We start from the raw sequence: 19,746 nt of genomic DNA on the forward strand, positions 1-19,746 counted from the left end.
GGTCGCCTTACAGGGCGGGTGCCGGATCGGGGCACGGCTGTTGCAGACCTGATAAGAATCCGCCCGGCATAAGGTTGAGGCCATGACCTTTCAGGCCTTGAATCCGGAGTCAGAAATTCCGGGTAAGCCCACTTCCGCCGCGCGCATCACCCTCTCCCACATCATGACCGGCAGTGACACCAATCTCCTCGGCACGGTGCACGGCGGCGTGATCATGAAACTGGTCGATGACGCGGCGGGGGCGGTCGCCGGGCGCCACTCGGAGGGGCCCGCCGTCACGGCCTCGATGGACGAGATGGCCTTCCTGGAGCCGGTCCGGGTCGGGGACCTCGTCCATGTGAAGGCCCAGGTGAACTGGACCGGGCGGTCCTCGATGGAGATCGGGGTGCGGGTGATGGCCGAGCGGTGGAACGAGTCCACGCCCGCGACCCAGGTCGGCAGCGCCTATCTGGTCTTCGCGGCAGTCGACGCCGACGGCAGGCCGCGGTCCGTGCCGCCGGTCATACCGGAGACCGAGCGGGACAAGCGGCGGTACGAGGAGGCCCAGATCCGGCGTACGCACCGGCTCGCCCGGCGCCGCGCGATCAAGGAGCTGCGCGCCCAGCGGGCCGCGGACGGCATCGAGGACTGAGCGCGGCCACGCCTTCACCCCTCAGCCGGCGCCGTCCGCACCCCTTGGCCGCAGGTGATCAGACGCAGGCGACCTCGGCGCCGGTGACGGCTTTGCCGGCGCCCTTCTCCGCCGAGGGGTCCTCGGCCCGTACCGGGTGCACCGCCCGGAAGTCCGTGCCCAGCGTGACCCGCATCACCGAGCCCTGCCGCGCCACCGGCTTCAGCCGGGCGCCGGGCAGGGCGGCCGCCAGGGAGCGGACCGAGCGGTTCCAGATCGGGTCGTACTCGATCAGCGTGCGCCGCACCCCCTGGGCCGCGGCGTCCGCCGGGGCCCCGGTGGTGGCGAAGCCGTAGGCGCGCAGCGCGCGGTAGGTGCGCCGGGCCAGGCCCGCGGTGCTGGTGCCGTTGAACACGCGGACGCGGACCTGCGCGGGGGGCACGTCGACCAGCGTGGCCCGCAGCCGCTTGGGGCGGCGGACGGCGAGCGGGCGGTCCTCGCGGAGCGCCTTGAACAGGCGCGCGGCCCGCACCCGGTCCCAGCGGAGCGTCGAGCCGAGGCCCTTGACCGGGGTGCCGGGCAGCCGGACCGGGACCGAGACGAACTCCGAGGACTCGACGGTGAAGCCGCGCATGGCCTGGCCGAGCGCGACCATGTCCGCCGCGCCGAAGCCCCGGTCGGCGCGGACCGAGCCGAGCAGGGTGGCCGCGACCCGGCCGAACTTCACCGGGTTCAGCAGGGTGCCGCTGCCGGTCACCTGGTGGATGACGGCGGCCAGGAACCGCTGCTGGCGGCGGATCCTGCCCAGGTCCGCGGCGCCGTCGAGGTGGCGGGAGCGTACGTACTGAAGCGCCTGGCCGCCGTCCAGGGCGTGGGTGCCGGCCGGCAGGTTCAGGCCGGTGTAGGCGTCCTTGAGCGGCCGTGTCGTGCACACCGTGACCCCGCCCACCACGTCCACGGTCTTCATGAAGCTGGTGAAGTCCACTTCCAGGTAGTGGTCGATGTGCACGCGTGTCATGTGCTCGACGGTCCGTACGGTCAGGCTGGGACCGCCCTCGGCATAGGCGGCGTTGAGCTTCTGGTGGTGCGCGGGGCGCACCCGTCCGGACGGGGTGGTGTACGCGGGGATCCGGGCGTACGAGTCGCGGGGGAGGCTGACCACGCTGGCGCGGTCCCGGTCGGCCGACAGATGCACCAGCATGATGGTGTCGGTGCAGTGGCAGGGGGCGCCGCCCAGCCGGTAGCGCCGCTTCTGCGCGCGGGTGATCTTGTCGCGGGCGTCGGTGCCGACCAGCAGGAAGTTGACGCCCCGGTCGCTGTCCACGGGCCGGTCGTCGAGGCCGCCGAAGGCGTCGACCCGGTGGATGCCGGACTCCAGCTCGGTGACCAGCAGATGCCCCACGCCGCCGGCGAGCAGCACCAGGGCGGCGGCGCCCGTGGCGATCCGCAGGCCCCAGCGGGGCCGGGAGGGCTGCCGGGGGCGCGGCGGGCGGGCCGGTGCACTCACTGCGGGGACCTCCGTGACGGGCGAGGGGCCTGGCGGGGCCGGCGGGACTGCGGGGCACAACCGCCGACACCGTAGGGCCATACGATGAGCGGTACGGCGGCCCCACGCCGCCCACCCCACCCGCTGCCACCCGGGCGGCGCGCTCCGGTGTCCCCCATTCGCGGTAACGTGGCCTCTCGAAATTCGCCAACCGCAGTCTTCTGGGGGGCCACCCCCCGACCCCCGAGGTGCCATGCCCCCGCATCAGCTCCCGGCTGTCTCCGTGATCATGCCGGTGCTCAATGAGGAACGTCATCTGCGCAACTCCGTCCGGCACATCCTGGAGCAGGAGTACGCCGGGGAGCTGGAGGTGGTGATCGCCCTCGGCCCGTCCACGGACCGCACCGACGAGATCGCCGCCGAGCTGGTGCGCGAGCACCCGCGGGTGCACACGGTCCCCAACCCCACCGGCCGCACCCCGGCCGCCCTGAACGCCGCGATCAAGGCGTCCCGCCATCCGGTGGTGGTGCGGGTCGACGGCCACGGCATGCTGTCGCCGAACTACATCGCGACCGCGGTGCGGCTCATGGAGGAGACCGGCGCGCAGAACGTCGGCGGCATCATGCACGCCGAGGGCGAGAACGACTGGGAGCGCGCCGTCGCCGCCGCCATGACCGCCAAGATCGGCGTGGGCAACGCCGCCTTCCACACCGGCGGCGAGGCGGCCCCGGCCGAGACCGTGTATCTCGGGGTCTTCCGCCGAGAGGTGCTGGAACAGCAGGGCGGCTACAACGAGGAGTTCATCCGCGCGCAGGACTGGGAGCTGAACTTCCGGATCCGCGAGGCGGGCGGGCTGATCTGGTTCTCGCCCGAGCTCAGGGTCTCCTACCGGCCGCGGCCGAATGTGCGGGCGCTGGCCAAGCAGTACAAGGACTACGGCCGCTGGCGGCATGTGGTGGCCCGCTACCACCAGGGCTCGATCAATCTGCGCTATCTGGCGCCGCCGACCGCCGTCGTCGCCATCGCGGCGGGCGTCGTGGTGGGCGCCGCGCTGACCCCGTGGGCGCTGCTGGTGCCGGGCGGCTATCTGGCGGCCATCGCGGCGGGCTCCGTCCCGGCCGGCAAGGGGCTCCCGGCGAAGGCCCGGCTGCGGATCCCGGTGGCGCTGGCGACCATGCACATGTCGTGGGGCTGGGGCTTTCTCACCAGCCCGCGCTCGCTGGCCAAGAAGGTCATCGCCAGCCGCCGCCCGGCGGTCAGGGCGAGCCGGTAGCGGGCCCGCCCCCGGATACGCGTACGCCGAAGGGGCCGGATCCTTAACTTCCTGGATCCGGCCCCTTCGGCCTGGTCGGGTGCTGCTCAGGAGGGCGTGCTCAGAACGTGTAGCCCGGGTTGACGTCCATGCACTTCTTCTCCTCGCCGTTGATCTTGTCGTCGATCTGGGGCGCCTTGTCCTCGTCGGCGGAGGCCCCGGACTTCGGGTAGGCCGTGCCCTCGCGCCAGTCGTTGCCGACCACCAGCGTCACCTCGGTGACCGACTGGGACTCCTTGACCGCGCTCTTCGGCAGCCCCAGCGCCTTGGCCACGGCCAGCGCGTCGCCCTGCTTGGCCTCGCCCGGGTAGCTGATGGTGGTGTCGGCCTGCGAGGTCAGCTCGGTGTTGGCGTCGGCCTTGGCGTAGCCGAGCCGGATCAGCTCATTGGTGATGTCGCCGGCCCGGCCGGAGACCGGCCCCAGGACGGTGGAGCCGGTGCCGTTCTGCACGACCACCGGGAGCTCGCCCTTGGCCTGGCTGGGGGCCGGGACCTTGTCCTTCTTCTTCTTGTCCTTGCCGTCCAGCGAGGTGTCGTTGCGGATGAGCGAGAAGGTCTTCTCGGCGTCGCCCGGCTTGGGTACGACGTACTCGCCGTTGTTGCGGTACTCCCACGGCATGGTGACCATCGTGGTCCGCTTGGTCGGCACCCGCTTGAGGTCGTTGCCCAGGTCGTAGAGCTTCTTGACGGTGCCGAGGCCGTGGTCGACGGTGAGCGCGCTGGTCGCGGCCTCCGCCAGGTCCATCAGCTTGCCCGGGTCGGAGAGCTTGGTGCCGGACTTGAGCTGCCGGATCATGGAGGTCATGTACATGTGCTGGGCCTTGGCCCGGCCGATGTCGGTGTTGTCCTCGAAGCCGTACCGCGTACGCAGCCACTGGAGGGCTTGGACGCCCTTGACCGGGTGGGTGCCCTTCTTCAGCCGCAGACCGGAGCCGTGGCCCTTGCTGTCATGGGAGTAGATGTTCTTGTTCACGCACACCGGGACGCCGCCGATGGCGTCCGCCATGGACACCACGCCCTTGAAGTCGACCATCATGAAGTGGTCGATGTAGATGCCGGTGAGCTCCTTCCAGGTGGCCACCGTGCAGCCGGGGCCGCCGTGCGTGAGCGACTCGTTGATCGGACGGAACGTCTTCGGGTAGACCTCGTCGTTCTTCGGGTCGGTGCACCTGGGGATGGTGACCCTGGTGTCGCGCGGGATGCTGATCACCGACATGTTGCTGCGGTCGGCCGAGACGTGCACCAGCATCTGCACATCGGCGAGCCCCTTGCGGCCGAAGTCCTGCTTGGCGCCGCCGAGCTTCTGGTTCTCCTTGTCGTTACGGCTGTCCTGGCCGATCAGGAGGATGTTGAGGGGGGTCTGGCCCGCGGCGTTCGGCTCGGGTTTGGTGAGCTTGCTGTCGCCGAGGTCGAGCTCCGCCTTCCTGAGGTTGCTGTTCAGGTGCTCGTAGTAGAGATAGCCCGCGCCGGCCGCGCCGACTATCAGCACGGCCAGGGACAGCGCGGTCCAGCGAAGTATTCGCACGCCCTTGCTCCTCTTACGGCGCGGGGCCTTGCCCTTGCGGCGGTGTCCGCTGCCCGCGGACTCGGCGCGGGCGGCGCGCCGGGACTCCGCACGGCCGCCGGCCCCCGCACCGGCGGCACTCGCGGTGTCCTTGGCTCCGGCGCCCTCGCCGCCCCTGGCCTCGGCGCCCCTGCCCCCGCCGCTCCTGGCCTCGGCGTCACGCGGTGCGCCGACGCCGGCGCCGCCGTCCTCATGCGGGTTCCGTTCCCCGCCTCCGTCGCGGGGTCCGGGCACCCGCCGACGGGAGCCCTCCCCCCGCACACTGCTGTGCCGCACCAGGCCTCCCCTGTTCAACAACGGTGGTTCCGGCCCGATGGGCGAGCATGCTCCGATGGCCGGCAATGATTACTTCGCGCAGACGCTCTTGTCGTCCGCTTCGACTCTCTGAATGTCCTTCGGCGCCTTTGCCGGAGCGGTAATCGGTGTGCCGGCGCCCTTGAAGTCCGCGCCGAGCGTGAGGGTCATCTCCGCCATGGGAGCGGCGTCCTTGGTGCCCTCCTTGAGGGCGGAGGCGGGCAGTCCCATGCTGTCGGCCAGGCGGCGCGCTTGGTCGGCCTGGTTCGGGGCGTACTCCAGCGTCGTCTTCTTCAGATCCGCCGAAGCGTTTCCGCCGTTGCTGGAACGGAGCATCCCTTCGCTGTTCTGCATCCAGTCGACCGTCTCCTGGGCGGCCCCCATCTTCCCGCTGCCGTTGAGGACCTTCACCCGGACGTTCGCGGGGTCGGCCTTGGGGCCCTTGAGCTTGGCGGCCTGCTTGGCCTTGTCGGCCTTCTCCTTCTTCTTCACCTCGGTCAGCGACACGTCCTGCCTGACCATGGCGAACAGCGGATCGGCCTTGGCCTCGTCGAGCTTCACCGTCGCGCCGTCGGTGTTGTCGACCACGGGGACCGTGACGAAGGTGACGTTCTTCAGGTCGACCTTGCTGAGGTTCAGCGCCAGGTCCTTCAGCTTGTTCACGGTGCCGATACCGGTGTCCACCGCGAGTGCCTTGGTGGCGGAGTTGGCCAGCTTCCACATCTTCGAGGGGCTGGTTAGGGTGCCGCTCGACTTCATCTTGCGCATCATCGAGCTGAGGAACTGCTGCTGGAGCTTGATCCGGTCCAGGTCGCTCTCGAAGCCGACGCTGTGCCGGGTCCGTACGAACGCGAGGGCGTCCTCGCCCTCGATGGTGTGCCGGCCCTTGCTCAGCTTCAGATGCGACTTCGGGTCGTCGATGTCCTTGCCCAGGCAGACCTCGACCCCGCCGACGGCGCTGGAGAGCGTCTTGACGGCGTTGAAGTCCGCCATCAGGAAGTGGTTGATCTCCAGCCCGGTGATCTTCTCGACCGTGTCCCAGGTGCAGCTGGGGTCGCGCCCCTCCTGTCCGAGGCTGGTGTTGAAGCGCACACCCTCCTCGCCCTTGATGATCTTTTTGGTGCCGTCTTTCCTGGTGGTGCACTGCGGGATGTCGGTGATCATGTCGCGCGGAATGCTCAGCGCGGTCGCGTTCGTCCGGTCCGCGGAGACATGGAAGAGGAGGGTGGTGTCGGCGTGGCCGACGCTCCCCGCGTCGCCGTATCCCTCGTTGCCCTTGCCGTCGCGTTTGTCGGTGCCGATGACCAGGATGTTCATCGGGCCGTCGCTGACCGCGGCGTTGTTCTCGCCGACGTCGTACTTCTCGATGTTGTTGTTGAGGTGCTGGTAGACGAGGTACGCCGCGACGGACCCGCCGACCAGGATGAAGGCGAGGGTGCCGCTGGTCCAGTACAGCGCCTTCTTCGCCTTGGACTTCTTCGGCTTCGGCTTGCGGCGGCTGGTGGGGCCGGCCGGCTTCTCCGGCTTGCCCGCCGCCCTGCGCCGGCCGCGCGGCGGCGACGGCGGCTCGGGGTCGGCGGCGCGGCGGCGGCTCCTGGATCTGGGGGCCGGCCGGTCCTGGGGGGTGACATCTGCCGAATCCCCGGCAGGATTCAGCCGCAGCTCATAGCTGCCGGTGTTCGGGTCGAACACCCACTGATCGGCGGGATCGAAGTCGTCCGCCTGCCCATGGCCTTGCGCGTCCACGGTCCCCTGAGTCCTCCGTTGGTGCCACGCGGCGCCTCCCCCTCAAGGCGCACCGGTCGGTCGAAAAGGTAGTGCGCGGCAACCTGGTAAGCGCACTGGATCGCTCACACTATCCGTCCAGTTCAGCGTCAAGCGACGCTGGTGACAAATTCCACTTCCCTACAACTGGGCAATCTGCCCAATCCTTTCGAGTTCTTTGAGGAACAGTTGAGCGTACCCTTTGGGGCTTTTATTGGCACATGTCATGTGCCGCGGTAGTTCCTTCATACGGTGTGGACGTCCCGCTCTTCGGGTCGTCGCCGGAGGCGTGGGTGACCTTCTTGGCCACCGATACCGGGTGGTCGAGACGCAGTTGCCGAAACAGCCGGTCGGCGTCGGGCTGGACCAGCTCATCGCGGTTCCGGTTGTAGGTGTAGGGCTGCCGCGGAATCGTGAGGAACCGGATCTTCTCGCGTGGGATGTGCCGCATTCCGCGCGCCAGGTCGTACAGGTCCTTGAGCGAGCTCAGGCCCGGGTCCGTGGTCAGTGAGGACGTCGCCGCGTCGAGCACCGGGTACAGCCGGGCCGGATTGAGCAGTACACCATTGCTCTGCAACTTCTTCACAAGCGCGCCGAGGAACTCCTGCTGCCGCCCGATACGCTCGGTGTCGCTGCCGTCGCCGATGCTGTAGCGCGCCCGGACATAGCCGAGGGCCTGCTCGCCGTGCAGGACCTGGCGGCCCGCGGGGAGCTGCAGATGCGCCTCGTCGTCGTCGATGGGCTCCGGCAGGCACACCTCGACGCCGCCGACGGCGTTGACCATCTTCTTGAAGCCGCGGAAGTCCACGATCATGTGGTGGTCGACGCGGATGCTGGTGAGCTTTTCGACGGTGCGGATCGTGCAGGCCGGCCCGCCGAATTCGAACGCCCAGTTGAACTGGGCGAACCTGGCTTCGGCGCGCGCCCCGTCCGCCCCGGTGCAACTGGGGATGTCCACCATCAGGTCGCGCGGGATGGAGATGGCGGTGGCGCTCTTCCCGTCGGCCTGCAGATGCAGCAGGATCGTGGTGTCCGAGCGCTGGGTGCCGGTGTCCTTGCCGTACTTGCCGTTCCCCGCGCCGCCGCGGTTGTCGGAGCCGATGAGCAGGATGTTCTGCGCGTCCCGGACCACTGGCACCGGCCGCTCGGCCGCGTACTTCCGCAGCTCGTTGTCGGTGCGGGTGTCGGTCTTGATGTTGCCGTCGAGGCGCTCGTAGAGCCACCACCCCACCCCGGCCCCGGACAGCACCAGCAGGGCCACCGCGAGCGCGAGCAGACGCAGCCAGCGGTGGCGTCCGCGTCTTCGTTTGGGCGTCTCTTCGGCGCTCTCCGTCGTCACGTCTGCGTCCTCCCACCCGTCCGCCTCCTCGGCCGGGAGGAGCGGCAGCGGCCCATGCCGGGGCCGTGATTACTGGAGCAGACATGCGAACCCCGCACATGGTTGTACGTCGCGTCGATCATCGCGCGGGGTGGGCGGCGGGGCCCGTGGGCTCGGCCCACGGGTCCGCCGGACGGGTCAGGGGCCGACGCGGTTTCCCGGGGGAACGGCCGCTACGGCGCGGTCGCGGTGACCCGCTCGTCGGCCCGGCGCTCGGCGAGGCGGCCCTCGTCCAGCCGGTCCAGATGGCGGCACAGCACCACCGAGCCGCCCGTGGCCAGCGGCGCGTAGAGCCCGTACGACAGCCCCTCCCAGGTGTCGTACGGCAGCCCGGACAGCACCCGGGAGCCCTGGCCGAGCCCCTGCCCGGCCGCGTCGGCGCGCGCCCGCTCCACCAGCTCCGCGGCCGTCAGCTCGAGGCCGGCCACGGTGAGCGCGGGGGCGTGCGGGTCCACCGGCGCGTACGGCGCGAAGCGGTCGCCCTGGCCGGGCACCTCCACGGCGTAGTCGGTGAAGCCCTCCGGCGGCTGCGGGAACCGCCCGCCCAGGGGGCGCAGCGCCAGCGCCACCCGCTCCCCGGAGCAGGCGCGCGCCTCCTCCAGCGTGTCCGGGCCGCTGACCACGAGGTCGGCGGCGGCCGGGTCGCCGCCCACCTCGGCCACCACGCCCACGGAGGAGCAGGCCACCAGCCACACCGCGGTCTGCCAGTGGGCGGGCAGCAGCAGCGCCAGGCGGTCGCCGGGCGCCGCGGCGAGGTCGCCCTGGAGGAGGTTCGCGGTCTTCGCCACCCAATTGGCGAAGGTGGCCACGGACAGTTCGACGCGCTCGCCGGTCGCGTCGTCGTAGAAGGTCACAAGCGGACGCGCCGGATCCGCGGCGAGCGCGGATCGCAGCAGGTCGGCGGGGGTGTGATCGGTAGCGTTCATCGGCGCCAGGGTACGCGGCGCCGGGGTGCGCCGGGGGCGGTGCGCGGGGCTGCGGGCGCCGGATCGCGGGTCCGGTGGCCACCTTCTCGAATGGACAGATTTGTTGCGTTATGTCCAGTATTTTTTCCATGCGTGCATTTCTGGCATCTTCGATCGGCGTCGCGTGCACCGCCGCCCTCGCTCTCCCCCTCACCCTCAACCCGGCCCCCGCCCGTTCGGACCGCGCGGGCAGCGCGGATTCAGCCGGCGGCACCCAGTCGCTGCCACTGCTCCCACTCGGCGGCAGTGGTCTCGACCGGGGCGCGGCGATGTCGTCCGGCGCCGTGCTGGGGGTCGCGCCGCGGAACGTGCGGCCCTTCTCCCTCGTCGGCGTGGTCTGGGACGACGCCTCCGCGCGGCTGCGCGGCCAGGTGCAGGTGCGCACCCGTGAGGCGGCCACCGGCGCCTGGTCGGCCTGGCGCGACCTGGAGGCCCTCGATGACGACGCCCCCGACCCCGACTCGCCCGAGAGCGCCCGCGGCCGCCGGCACGGCGGCACCACGCCCCTGTGGGTCGGCGACTCCAACGGCGTCCAGGCCCGGGTCAGCCCCAGCGGCGGCTCCGGTGTGCTCTCCGCCCAGCCGGCCGGCCTGCCCTCCGGGCTCCGCCTGGAGCTCGTCGACCCCGGCCGGGGCCCGGCGACGCTCGCCCGGCCGCTGACCACCGACCCCAGTGCCGTCCCCAGCTCCGAGACCGGCTCCGAGCCCGCGATGGAGGACCCCTCCGCGTTGCCCGAGGCCCCGCAGGCCGACCCCGCAGACCCATCAGCCCCCTCGGCGCCCCCGGAGCCGGAGCCGGAGCCCTCCGAGCTCACCCCCGAACCCTCCACCCCGCCCCCGCTGGAGCTCCCCGAGGAGCGGCCGAACACCAGCGCGGCCCATGCGTACACCGCGCCGCGGCCCCGTATCGTCACCCGCGCCGGCTGGGGCGCCGACGAGAAGCTGCGCGAGAAGGGCCACCGCTACACCAAGACCGTCAAGGTCGCCTTCGTCCACCACACCGTGACCGGCAACGCGTACGCCTGCTCGCAGGCGCCCTCCGTGATGCGGAGCATCTACCGCTATCACGTCACGAGCATGGGGTGGCGTGACTTCGGCTACAACTTCGCCGTCGACAAGTGCGGACACATCTACGAGGGCCGATCCGGGGGGGTGGCCAAGGCCGTTCAGGGCGCCCACACGCGCGGATTCAACACGAACAGCATGGGCATCGCGGTGCTCGGCACCTACTCCTCCAAGAAACCCGCGAGCAAGGCGGTCAAGGCCGTGGCCAAGCTCACCGCCTGGAAGCTCGGCCTGTTCGGCCGCAACCCGAGCGGCACCACCCATCTGACGTCCGCCGGCGGCAACAGATACAAGAAAGGCACCAAGGCCAAGCTGCGCGTCATCTCCGGACACCGCGACGGCTACAACACCGAGTGCCCCGGCGGCGCCCTCTACGCCAAGCTCGGCACCGTACGCAGCAAGGCCGCCCGGCTGCAAGGTCGCTGACCGCAGGGCCGCTGACCAGGCGCGGGCTGGGTACTCGGGGTCTGCATACACTGGCCGCCGACCCGGCGAGCCCCAGCAGGAAGCAGAGACGATACGTGACCACAGCGCCATCGACGCCAGAAGCGATCCTCCTGGTCGGCGGCAAGGGCACCCGGCTGCGGCCGATGACGGTGAACACCCCCAAGCCGATGGTCCCGGCGGCCGGCGTCCCGTTCCTCACCCACCAGCTGGCGCGCGCCCGCGCGGCCGGGGTGGAGCACATCGTGCTCGCCACGTCGTACCTGGCCGAGGTGTTCGAGCCGTACTTCGGTGACGGCTCGTCACTGGGCCTGCACCTGGAATACGTGACGGAACGGGAGCCGCTGGGCACCGGCGGCGCCCTCCGCAACGTCGCCTCACGGCTGCGCTCGGGCCCGAACGACCCGGTGCTGATCTTCAACGGCGACATCCTCACCGGGCTCGACATCCGCGCCCTCGTCGACACCCACCGCACCACCGGCGCCGATGTCTCCCTGCACCTCACGCGCGTCACCGACCCGCGCGCGTACGGGCTGGTGCCGACCGACGCCACCGGACGCGTCACCGCCTTCCTCGAAAAGCCGCAGACCGCCAAGGAGATCGTCACCGACCAGATAAACGCGGGCGCCTACGTCTTCAACCGCTCCGTCATCGACGCCATCCCGGCCGGCCGCCCCGTCTCCGTCGAACGCGAGACCTTCCCCGGCCTGCTGGCCGCCGGCGCCCACCTCCAGGGCATGGTCGACTCCACGTACTGGCTCGACCTCGGCACCCCCCAGGCCTTCGTCCGCGGCTCGGCCGACCTGGTGCTGGGCCGCGCCCCCTCCCCGGCGGTCCCCGGCCGCTGCGGCGACCGGCTGATCCTGGACAGCGCGCAGGTGGCGCGCGACGCCAAGCTCACCGGCGGCACCGTCATCGGCCCCGCGGCCCGGGTGGGCGCGGGCGCCCGCATCGACGGCTCCACGGTGCTGGCCGGCGCGGTGGTCGAGGAGGGCGCGGAGGTCCGCGACTCCCTCATAGGCGCGCGGGCCCGGATCGGGGCCCGTACGGTGCTCCAGGGCGCGGTGGTCGGGGACGGCGCGCTGGTGGGGCCGGACAACGAGCTGCGGGACGGGGTGCGGGTGTGGTGCGGGGCGGACATCCCGGCGGGGGCGGTGCGCTTCTCGTCGGACCAGTGACGGCATGTGCGGGCGTGTCGGGGGCGCGCCGTAGGGTGGCGGTGTGCCCGCCCACCGCAGTTGGACCCCCTCCGGTCCGTACGACCTCGCGCGCAGCCTGAGCGTGCTGCGGCGGGGACCGGGGGACCCGGCGTTCCAGGTGACCGCCGACGGCGCCATCTGGCGGGCCGCCCGCACCCCGGAGGGCGCCGGGACGATACGCCTCGTACGCCGGGGCGAGCCGGTCGAGGCGCAGGCCTGGGGGCCGGGCGCGGACTGGCTGCTCGACCACCTGCCCGCCCTGCTCGGCGCCGAGGACGACCCCTCCGCCTTCACCCCCCGCCACCGCCTGGTGCACGCGGCACACCGCCGCCACCCGGGCCTCAGACTGATCCGCACCGGTCTGGTCCTGGAGTCGCTGATCCCCTCGATCCTGGAGCAGAAGGTCACCAGCGACGAGGCGTACCGGGGCTGGCGGCTGCTGCTCCAGCGCCACGGCGAGCCCGCGCCCGGCCCCGCCGAGCGGCTGCGGGTCATGCCCGATCCGCGCGCCTGGGCGCTGATCCCGTCGTGGGAGTGGCACCGGGCCGGGGTCGACGCCAAGCGCTCGTCGACCATCCTGCGGGCCGTGCGGGCCGCCCGGCGCCTGGAGGAGGCCGCGACCATGGACCTCGCCGCCGCCTCGGCCCGGCTGCAGGCCATCCCCGGCATCGGGCCGTGGACCGCGGCGGAGACCCTCCAGCGCAGCAACGGCACCCCGGACGCGATCACGGTCGGCGATCTGCACCTCCCGCGGATCATCGGCTACGCGCTCACCGGCGAGCGCGGCACCGACGACGCGGCGATGCTGCGGCTGCTGGCCCCCTACGCCGGCCAGCGCCACCGCGCCGCCCGCCTGATCCTGCTCTCCGGTCGGGTCCCGCCGCGCCGCGCCCCGCGCTTCTCGGTCCGGGACTTCCGGGCGATCTGATCAGGCGGCGCTGGGTCACTGACTCGCGTGCAGGACCGTGCGGAACGTCACGGATATGCGACGTCCACGGGGGACACGACCCGCCGCACCGGGGTCGCTCTTACGTGCGGCGATGGCATGCCGCCAGGTGTATCGGGCCGGGCCGGTCATGACCAGCAGGCTGCCCGGCGCCAATGGCACCGCCAGCTTCGTGCCGTCGGCGGGGTCGGTGAAGTCCATGAGGCAGCTGGCACCCAGGGATATCGCGGCGACGACCGGACCGAAGCACGGCACGCAGTCGACGTGGGCGCTGATCCCCTGCCCCGGCCGGTACTCGTTGACGATCACCTGCTCCGCCGCCCGGTCCATCAGCCCCTCATCCACCAGCCGGGCAGCCATCTCCCGGGCCCACACCGGAAGCGGCGGCGCGGTCGCCTCCGAGCCGGCGGCCACGGTGCGGCGGCCGTAGTCGTACCGGTGCCCGTAATGCTGCACGCGCCGCTTCAGCTGCGCCGACCATGAGGCCGAATCGATCCTCGCGAGCAAGGCCGCACCGGTATCGGGAGCAAGCCAGTCGGCGAGGTAGCGCAGTCCGGGCACCGCGGCGGACGGTACGGAACGAGGCTGAGCGGCGGTGTCGAACGAGAGTTGGCCAGAGGTCTCGGACATGGCAGCACAGTAACCATCCGCTGGGCGTGGGGCCCTGCGCGATGATGTCCGGATGAGCGCTGCCTACTCGCCCGTCCCGGAACTGAACCTGCTCAAGGAGTTGGAAGACCGCGTTGGAGGGGAGAACATCTCGACCGGGTTCGATCTCAGGGAGTTCGGGGCCACAACCGGGATCGACACATGGTCACAGGACCCGGAGTTCCTCGACAAGTCCTTCGAAAAGGACTTCATGAGGGAGATCAAGCGACTCCACGACGAGACGGCCGAGTAGGGGCGTGGGTTGCGGTGCCTAGGTCCCCAGTGCCTGCACCTCCGCGTAGGAGAGGGCCGTGACATCCGTCGGCCGGCCGTCGCGGACGGCGGTCGCGGCGGTCACGGCCGCCGTCAGGGCCCTGCGGTAGAGCAGCGAGCCGAGGCTGACCCTGCGCACGCCCAGCGCGGCCAGGTCGGCGAGCGTGGGGCCGGCCGGCGTGTACAGGATGTTCAGTGGGACGACGAGGGTCGCCGTCAGGGCGGCGATCTTGTCGGGGTCCGTCAGCCCTGGCGCGAACACCCCGTCCGCCCCGGCCTGTTCGTAGACCGCGAGGCGCGCCGCGGTCTCCTCCTCCTGGCGCCCGAGCCAGTAGGTGTCGGTGCGGGCGTTCACGAACAGCGCGGGCGCGGCGGCCTTGACGGCGGCGATCTTCGCGGCGTGCAGCTCCACGGGGGCGAGGGTGCCGTCCGGGCGGCCGTCTTCGAGGTTGATCCCCGCGGCCCCCGCGTCGTACAGCTCTCGGGCCAGCTCGGCCACTTCCGCCACGTCATCGCTGAAGCCCCCCTCGGCGTCGACGGTGAACAGGAACGAACCCTGTCCGAGCCGGCGGGCCAGAGCCAAGGTCGCTTCGACGGTCGCGCCCGCCCCGTCCGGCAGCCCGGCGGCCGCGGCCACGGCCACGCTCGTGGTGCCGATCGCCGGGAAGCCCTGCGCCGCCAGGGCGGCCGCGGAGGCGTAGTCCCAGGCATTGGGCAGCAGCAGCGGGGTGGCGGCCTGGTGGTGCAGGCGGGCGAAGGCGGTCAGCGGGCGCTGGAGCAGGCCGTCGGCCAGGGCGAGGGCGTGGGCCCGGCCGGGGCAGACCCGGGGCGGTGCGCCGAAGACGAGGGGCACGGGGTGCGCGCGCTGGGCGGTCGCGAGATCCAGGAGCACCACATCACCCTCGGCGATCTCCCGGCCGGCCACCCGGGTGGCGCGGGCGGCGATCCGGCGCATGGTCCTGACCGGCGGATCCTCCCGGAGCACCCGGGCCATCGGTACGTCGCCGCCTGCCGCGCCCTCCACCAGCGCAGCCCCCACGCAAGCCTCCACGCAGGCCTCCACCAGCGCCGCCGTCGCCGCGCAGGCCTGCACCAGCAGCCCGATGCGGTTGGCGGCGGTCTCCAGAGCGGCCTCATCGGGATGCCCTGGCGCGAGCCGCGCCACCAGCCGGGCCACCGCCTCGTCCGCGGCCGCGTCCGTACCCCCGAAGTAGGCCGCGGCCACCACGGTCACCGCCTCCGCGACCGCCCCGGGCTCCGGCATCCCCAGGGCCTCGGCGAGGGCACGCACCACCCGCACCCGGACCTCCCCTTCGGCCCCGGCCGCCGCCGCCCGCCATAGCGCGGCGGGCTCCAGCCGGGCCAGTTCGGCCTCCACCAGAGCCCGCCGCCGCCGATGCGGCTCACCGGAGCTGAACCGGGCCACGGTGGCACGCAGCCAGGCGACGCTCGCCCCGGCCGGCCCCCCGGCCGGCCCCCCGGCCGAGGCCGGCAGCTCCGGGACGAGCGCCGGGTCGGCGAGCGCCGCCCGCACATCCGCAAAGCGGTTGAACTCATGCGTCGTGCGCGTCGTGTGCTTCATGGCCCCGACGCTAGGTCCGGAACGGTTCGGCCCCGCCCGAACCGTGCCTTGCCCCGGCGGCGGCTGTGTCGGCAGGGCTTGCGAACATGGCCGCATGAGCCACGTGATCACCATGAAGACGGTCACCCTGAGCCGGACCCTCGCCTATGTGCGGGGTGGCGAGCTCACCGCCCAGCAGGAGCGGATCCTCGACAACGCGCGTGAGCGGGCGCGGGCCGCCCAGCACAGCCTCGACCGCCAGCGCATCGACTGGGGCCTCACCGTCCCCGAGGCCCTGGAGCACCTCATTGCGGGCCGGGCCGACGGGGTGGGCGAGTGCGTCGGCAACGCGTACTACTATGCGCTGCTGGCCGTCATCGAGTGCATCGGATCCGACCCCATCGACGTGGGCGTGTACTCCAAACCGTCCACCTTCTTCGGCCTCATGGACGAGGAACTCCGTGCTCTGGGAGTCCCCGCCGACCTGCTGCCGTACGGTTTCCTGTTCGCGGACTTCCCCGACCTGCTCCCGTACCCCGTCCCGAGCCCCATGGACGGCTACCCGGCCATCGGCTACCTCCCGCTGGCCAAGGCCAAGACCGTCGCCGACGCCTACACGGCCGTACTCGACCGTATGGACGACCGCTTCGCCCGCGACGCCAATCTCCTCATCGACACGTTCAATGTGGAGCACGAGGAGTGGCAGAGCTCCCTGAAGTACGGCCACGACATGGACACGCTTCTGTTCTGGACCGTGGGCTGAGCCGGCACCACGACTGCCGCTATCGGGTGCCGGGTTCTCGTCCGGCGCGGGTCCGGATCAGCGGTGCCGTGAGGCACGCGGCGGCGAGGAGGATGCCGAAGCCGACCGTCAGGGCGGTGGTGTAGCCGTGCACGGATGCCCCGGTCGGCGTGGCGTGGCGGGTGGATGCCAGGTACGAGGCGGCGCTGCTGGTCGCGATGGTGTTCAGCAGCGCGGTGCCGAGCGCGGCTCCGAGTTGCTGGGAGGCGTTGTAGGCGGCCGACGCGGCTCCGATGTCGCGCAGGTGCACGTCCGAGGTGGCCAGGCCGGCGGTCGGGGGCAGCACGCAGCCGAGGCCCAGGCCGGTGAGAACCAGGGCGGGTACGAGGTACAGCGGCAGGACGTCCGTGCTCTGCGGCGTCAAGCGGGTCAGGATCAGCATCCCGGCGGCCGCGGCGACCAGCCCGGGCAGAACCAGCATCGCGGGCGGGACGCGTCCGTGCAGCCTCCCGGCGATGAGCGTGGAGCCGAGCAGGGCGGCCAGCGCGTTGATGATGAGCGTCAGGCCCGCCTGGACCGGCGAGTAACCGAGGACGGTCTGTGTGTAGTAGCTCATGAACAGGTAGAAGCCGAACATCGCGACGAACATCAGGGTGATCGAGACGAGCGCACCGGCGCGGGCGCGGTGCGCGAGCACGCGCATCGGCAGCAGCGGGCTCGCGGCGCGCACCTCGACGGCGGCGAACACGGCCAGCAGCAGGGCACCGCCGACCAGCAGCGCCAGCACCTTCGGTGAACCCCAGCCGAGTGGTTCGGCTTCGTTGAAGGCATACACCACAGCGGCGAAGCCCGCGGCGCTGAGCAGTGCGCCCGCGACATCGAGCCGTCCCTCGCCGCGGATCGGCCGGTCCGCCGGCACGAGCGCCGTGCCGAGCACGGCGAACAGGGCGATGGGGACGTTGATGTACAGGCACCACCGCCAGCTGGCGTACTCGGTCAGCAGCCCCCCTGCGACCAGGCCGAGGGCCGACCCGGCGGCACCGACCGCGGCGAACACGCCGAACGCCCGGCCGCGTTCGCGCGGCTCGGTGAACGTCGTGGTCAACAACGACAACCCCGCGGGCGCGAGCGCGGAGGTGAACACACCCTGTAGAGCCCGGGCCCCGAAGAGCATCTCGGGGTTCACCGCGGCCCCGCCCAGCGCGGACGAGGCGGCGAAGCCGACCAGGCCGATGGTGAACGTACGCCGGTGGCCGAGCGCGCCGCTGACCCTGCCGCCGATCAGCAGCAGTCCGCCGAAGGCCAGGGCGTACGCGGTGATCGCCCATTGGCGGCTCGCGTCGGACATGCCCAGCGCGCTCTGCGCGGAGGGCAGCGCGATGTTCACGATCGTCCCGTCCAGGACCACGAGGAGCTGGGCCGCGCTCACGGCTATCAGCGTCCACCACCACCGCCGCCGCGCGGGGTCGGGTCCTTCCGTGCTGTTTTCCCCGTTGTCCTTCGCGTTGTCGTGGGTCTCGACGGCAGGCTCCGCCCTGGGCGGTTCGATGTCTTGGGAGTTCATGTACTCGAGTGTTTCGTTGAACTGACTCCGGAGACTTTTCCTCGCCCCTGGTCCCCAGTGCGGGGCCGGTAAGCGGATAACCCTCAACTCCGGGGTGAACCCGGGTGCGTGTCACCGCCGAGGCTCAGCAGCGCCGTGGGATGCCGGCCAAGTCGGCCATCAGGGCCATGTGGTGGTCGAAGTACTCTGCGCGTGCCTCGATCGTGTCGTTCAGGCGGCCGAACATTTCGAAGCTGATCAGGCCGAACAGGTGGGTCCAGCCGGCGAACACGCGGTCGAGCCGTTCCTCCGGCAGGTCGCCGGGGTGCTGGTCGATCAGGCGGCGCAGGTCGGCGCGGACGGGTTCGGGGAGCGGTGACGGCACCGGCTCCAGGTGCTCCGCGCCGTCGATGACGATATCGACGAGCAGGAGCACCACTTTCGCGGCCGGCGCAGTGGTTTCGCGCGGCGCAGCGTAACCGGGCACCGGGTTCCCGTACAGCAGCCCGTACTCGGCGGGATGCGCCAGCGCCCACGTACGCGTGGCGTGGCAGACGGCCAGCCATCGGCCGCGCAGGTCGTCACGTGGCACGGCCGATTCGGCGTCGGTCGCCGCCGCGCCCAGTGCCTCGTAGGCGTCGATGATCAATGCGGTGAGCAGGGCGTCACGGCTCGGGAAGTACCGATACAGGGCCGAGGCGACGATGCCCATGTCTCTGGCCACGGCCCGTAGGGACAGGTTCGCGCCGTCCGCGGCGAGGTGCCGCCGCGCGACTTCCTTGATCTCGTGGTTCATCTCCGAGCGGATGCGGGCGCGCAGCGACGATGCGGACATACCAGCAGTGTCGCACAGGTTCGAGAACACCAGAACTGGACGAGAACAGTGTTCTTGACGTCTCGATCCCATACTGAGTACGGTGTCCTCATTCGAGAACACCGTTCTCGCTCGAGCTGGGGAGAGTGTTCGTTCATGTCCCTTCATGTCATCGTCGGAGCCGGCCCGGTCGGCTCGGCCACCGCACGGTTGCTCGTCGGCAGAGGCGAGCGAGTCCGCCTGCTCACTCGCCGCGGCGGCGGTCCGGAACTGGCCGGGATCGACCGCATCGCGGCAGACGCGACCGACTCGGACACGCTCGCTCGGCACACCGAAGGCGCCGTCGCGCTGTACAGCTGCGCGGGCCCGGCCTATCACCGCTGGTCCGCCGATTGGCCGCCGCTCGGCGCGGCGCTGATGCGTGCCGCGGAGGCCACCGGCGCGGTGCTCGTCACCACCGGCAACCTGTACGGCTACGGCCAGGTCGATGTCCCGATGACCGAGCAACTGCCGCTGCGTCCCAACTCGGTGAAGGGCGAGGTCCGGGCCAAACTGTGGGCCGACGCACTGGCCGCGCACGAAGCCGGGCGTATCCGCACGGCGGAGGTCCGAGGGTCGGACTACCTGGGCGCGGGCACCCTCTCCCCGTTCAGCGCCATGGTGCTGCCCAAGGTGCTCGCCGGTCGGCGCGGTTCCATACCCGCGGACCTGGACGCGCCACACAGCTGGACCCACGTCGGCGACGTGGCCCGCACCCTTGTCGCGGTCGCCGCCGACGAGAACGCGTGGGGGCGACCGTGGCACGTGCCCACCGCGGCTCCGCTGTCCATCCGCGCGCTCGCCACCCGCGCCGCCGAACTGGCGGAAGCACCCGCCGCCCGCGTGGCCACGATGCCCGGCTTCGCCCTCCGGCTCGCCGGGCTCTTCAACCCGGCCGCGCGGGAGATGCTTGAGGTCCAGTACCAGCTGCGACGGCCATTCGTACTCGACTCGTCCGCCGCCACGGCCGCTTTCGGGATCGACCCGACGCCGACCGACGAGGCACTGCGAGAGACCATCGAGGGCTTGCACACGGCAACCGTGCGTTAGGCGACCTGGGGTGCGGGTCAGATGCCGGTGGACCGCCGCATCCCGCGCTG

At 71.6% G+C, this 19,746-nt stretch carries 17 protein-coding genes; 8 read left to right on the forward strand and 9 right to left on the reverse strand.

Features of this window, described 5'->3' with window-relative positions; translation table 11 throughout:
* Positions 1 to 82 precede the first annotated feature (82 nt).
* Complete coding sequence (locus ACWY4P_RS32060; RefSeq protein WP_456203963.1) at positions 83 to 631, forward strand: acyl-CoA thioesterase; 549 nt, start codon at positions 83 to 85, stop codon at positions 629 to 631.
* 58 nt (positions 632 to 689) lie between these two features.
* Here ACWY4P_RS32060 and ACWY4P_RS32065 read toward each other — a convergent pair whose 3' ends face one another.
* Positions 690 to 2,117: an LCP family protein gene (locus ACWY4P_RS32065; RefSeq protein WP_456203964.1), complete on the reverse strand. Its 1,428-nt coding sequence runs from the start codon at positions 2,115 to 2,117 to the stop codon at positions 690 to 692.
* A gap of 232 nt (positions 2,118 to 2,349) precedes the next feature.
* On the opposite strand from ACWY4P_RS32065, the gene ACWY4P_RS32070 reads away from it, so the two are divergent.
* Positions 2,350 to 3,369, forward strand: a complete 1,020-nt coding sequence (locus ACWY4P_RS32070) for a glycosyltransferase family 2 protein (protein WP_456203966.1) — start codon at positions 2,350 to 2,352, stop codon at positions 3,367 to 3,369.
* A gap of 100 nt (positions 3,370 to 3,469) precedes the next feature.
* Here ACWY4P_RS32070 and ACWY4P_RS32075 read toward each other — a convergent pair whose 3' ends face one another.
* The 4 genes from ACWY4P_RS32075 to ACWY4P_RS32090 all read right to left on the reverse strand — a co-directional run bounded on the left by ACWY4P_RS32075 (position 3,470) and on the right by ACWY4P_RS32090 (position 9,334).
* On the reverse strand, positions 3,470 to 5,248 hold the full coding sequence (locus tag ACWY4P_RS32075) for an LCP family protein (RefSeq protein ID WP_456203967.1): 1,779 nt from the start codon (positions 5,246 to 5,248) through the stop codon (positions 3,470 to 3,472).
* Positions 5,249 to 5,317: 69 nt separating this feature from the next.
* Entirely contained in the window at positions 5,318 to 7,012 is a 1,695-nt protein-coding gene (locus tag ACWY4P_RS32080; RefSeq protein WP_456203968.1) for an LCP family protein, read from the reverse strand.
* A 229-nt stretch (positions 7,013 to 7,241) separates the two neighbouring features.
* Positions 7,242 to 8,369, reverse strand: a complete 1,128-nt coding sequence (locus ACWY4P_RS32085; protein WP_456203969.1) for an LCP family protein — start codon at positions 8,367 to 8,369, stop codon at positions 7,242 to 7,244.
* 212 nt (positions 8,370 to 8,581) lie between these two features.
* Positions 8,582 to 9,334: a TIGR03089 family protein gene (locus tag ACWY4P_RS32090; RefSeq protein ID WP_456203970.1), complete on the reverse strand. Its 753-nt coding sequence runs from the start codon at positions 9,332 to 9,334 to the stop codon at positions 8,582 to 8,584.
* Positions 9,335 to 9,462: 128 nt separating this feature from the next.
* Between ACWY4P_RS32090 and ACWY4P_RS32095 the strand changes: the two genes are divergently transcribed.
* The 3 genes from ACWY4P_RS32095 to ACWY4P_RS32105 all read left to right on the forward strand — a co-directional run bounded on the left by ACWY4P_RS32095 (position 9,463) and on the right by ACWY4P_RS32105 (position 13,008).
* Positions 9,463 to 10,863: a peptidoglycan recognition protein family protein gene (locus tag ACWY4P_RS32095; protein WP_456203972.1), complete on the forward strand. Its 1,401-nt coding sequence runs from the start codon at positions 9,463 to 9,465 to the stop codon at positions 10,861 to 10,863.
* A gap of 164 nt (positions 10,864 to 11,027) precedes the next feature.
* Positions 11,028 to 12,059, forward strand: coding sequence for a mannose-1-phosphate guanylyltransferase (manB, locus tag ACWY4P_RS32100; RefSeq protein WP_456213134.1), 1,032 nt, complete (start codon positions 11,028 to 11,030; stop codon positions 12,057 to 12,059).
* Between the two features lie 43 nt (positions 12,060 to 12,102).
* On the forward strand, positions 12,103 to 13,008 hold the full coding sequence (locus ACWY4P_RS32105) for a DNA-3-methyladenine glycosylase family protein (protein WP_456203974.1): 906 nt from the start codon (positions 12,103 to 12,105) through the stop codon (positions 13,006 to 13,008).
* A gap of 15 nt (positions 13,009 to 13,023) precedes the next feature.
* Here ACWY4P_RS32105 and ACWY4P_RS32110 read toward each other — a convergent pair whose 3' ends face one another.
* The gene (locus ACWY4P_RS32110) at positions 13,024 to 13,656 is read right to left on the reverse strand and encodes an alpha-ketoglutarate-dependent dioxygenase AlkB (RefSeq protein ID WP_456203976.1); all 633 of its coding nucleotides are present in this window, start codon (positions 13,654 to 13,656) and stop codon (positions 13,024 to 13,026) included.
* A gap of 52 nt (positions 13,657 to 13,708) precedes the next feature.
* Between ACWY4P_RS32110 and ACWY4P_RS32115 the strand changes: the two genes are divergently transcribed.
* Positions 13,709 to 13,927, forward strand: a complete 219-nt coding sequence (locus ACWY4P_RS32115) for a hypothetical protein (protein WP_456203978.1) — start codon at positions 13,709 to 13,711, stop codon at positions 13,925 to 13,927.
* 18 nt (positions 13,928 to 13,945) lie between these two features.
* On the opposite strand, the gene ACWY4P_RS32120 is transcribed toward ACWY4P_RS32115, so the two are convergent.
* On the reverse strand, positions 13,946 to 15,529 hold the full coding sequence (locus tag ACWY4P_RS32120; protein ID WP_456203980.1) for an isocitrate lyase/phosphoenolpyruvate mutase family protein: 1,584 nt from the start codon (positions 15,527 to 15,529) through the stop codon (positions 13,946 to 13,948).
* Positions 15,530 to 15,623: 94 nt separating this feature from the next.
* Here ACWY4P_RS32120 and ACWY4P_RS32125 point away from each other — a divergent pair, with 94 nt between their 5' ends.
* Positions 15,624 to 16,271 (forward strand): DUF7691 family protein, encoded by a 648-nt coding sequence (locus ACWY4P_RS32125; protein WP_456203982.1) that lies wholly within the window; start codon positions 15,624 to 15,626, stop codon positions 16,269 to 16,271.
* Positions 16,272 to 16,290: 19 nt separating this feature from the next.
* Here ACWY4P_RS32125 and ACWY4P_RS32130 read toward each other — a convergent pair whose 3' ends face one another.
* Positions 16,291 to 17,814 (reverse strand): MFS transporter, encoded by a 1,524-nt coding sequence (locus ACWY4P_RS32130; RefSeq protein WP_456203984.1) that lies wholly within the window; start codon positions 17,812 to 17,814, stop codon positions 16,291 to 16,293.
* A 124-nt stretch (positions 17,815 to 17,938) separates the two neighbouring features.
* Positions 17,939 to 18,658: a TetR/AcrR family transcriptional regulator gene (locus tag ACWY4P_RS32135; RefSeq protein ID WP_456203985.1), complete on the reverse strand. Its 720-nt coding sequence runs from the start codon at positions 18,656 to 18,658 to the stop codon at positions 17,939 to 17,941.
* Positions 18,659 to 18,763: 105 nt separating this feature from the next.
* Here ACWY4P_RS32135 and ACWY4P_RS32140 point away from each other — a divergent pair, with 105 nt between their 5' ends.
* Positions 18,764 to 19,696 carry an NAD-dependent epimerase/dehydratase family protein gene (locus tag ACWY4P_RS32140; RefSeq protein ID WP_456203987.1) on the forward strand — a complete coding sequence of 311 codons (933 nt, stop codon included), beginning with the start codon at positions 18,764 to 18,766 and terminating at the stop codon, positions 19,694 to 19,696.
* Positions 19,697 to 19,746: the final 50 nt, after the last annotated feature.

The organism is Streptomyces sp. LZ34, assembly GCF_053890475.1.

Excerpts from the sequence above, each read along its gene's own strand:
- ACWY4P_RS32060 (WP_456203963.1), top strand. The coding sequence starts at position 83 with ATGACCTTTCAGGCCTTGAATCCGGAGTCAGAAATTCCGGGTAAGCCC.
- ACWY4P_RS32070 (WP_456203966.1), top strand. The coding sequence starts at position 2,350 with ATGCCCCCGCATCAGCTCCCGGCTGTCTCCGTGATCATGCCGGTGCTC.
- ACWY4P_RS32090 (WP_456203970.1), bottom strand. The coding sequence starts at position 9,334 with ATGAACGCTACCGATCACACCCCCGCCGACCTGCTGCGATCCGCGCTC.
- ACWY4P_RS32095 (WP_456203972.1), top strand. The coding sequence starts at position 9,463 with ATGCGTGCATTTCTGGCATCTTCGATCGGCGTCGCGTGCACCGCCGCC.
- manB (WP_456213134.1), top strand. The coding sequence starts at position 11,028 with ATGACGGTGAACACCCCCAAGCCGATGGTCCCGGCGGCCGGCGTCCCG.
- ACWY4P_RS32110 (WP_456203976.1), bottom strand. The coding sequence starts at position 13,656 with ATGTCCGAGACCTCTGGCCAACTCTCGTTCGACACCGCCGCTCAGCCT.
- ACWY4P_RS32115 (WP_456203978.1), top strand. The coding sequence starts at position 13,709 with ATGAGCGCTGCCTACTCGCCCGTCCCGGAACTGAACCTGCTCAAGGAG.
- ACWY4P_RS32120 (WP_456203980.1), bottom strand. The coding sequence starts at position 15,529 with ATGAAGCACACGACGCGCACGACGCATGAGTTCAACCGCTTTGCGGAT.
- ACWY4P_RS32125 (WP_456203982.1), top strand. The coding sequence starts at position 15,624 with ATGAGCCACGTGATCACCATGAAGACGGTCACCCTGAGCCGGACCCTC.
- ACWY4P_RS32130 (WP_456203984.1), bottom strand. The coding sequence starts at position 17,814 with ATGAACTCCCAAGACATCGAACCGCCCAGGGCGGAGCCTGCCGTCGAG.
- ACWY4P_RS32140 (WP_456203987.1), top strand. The coding sequence starts at position 18,764 with ATGTCCCTTCATGTCATCGTCGGAGCCGGCCCGGTCGGCTCGGCCACC.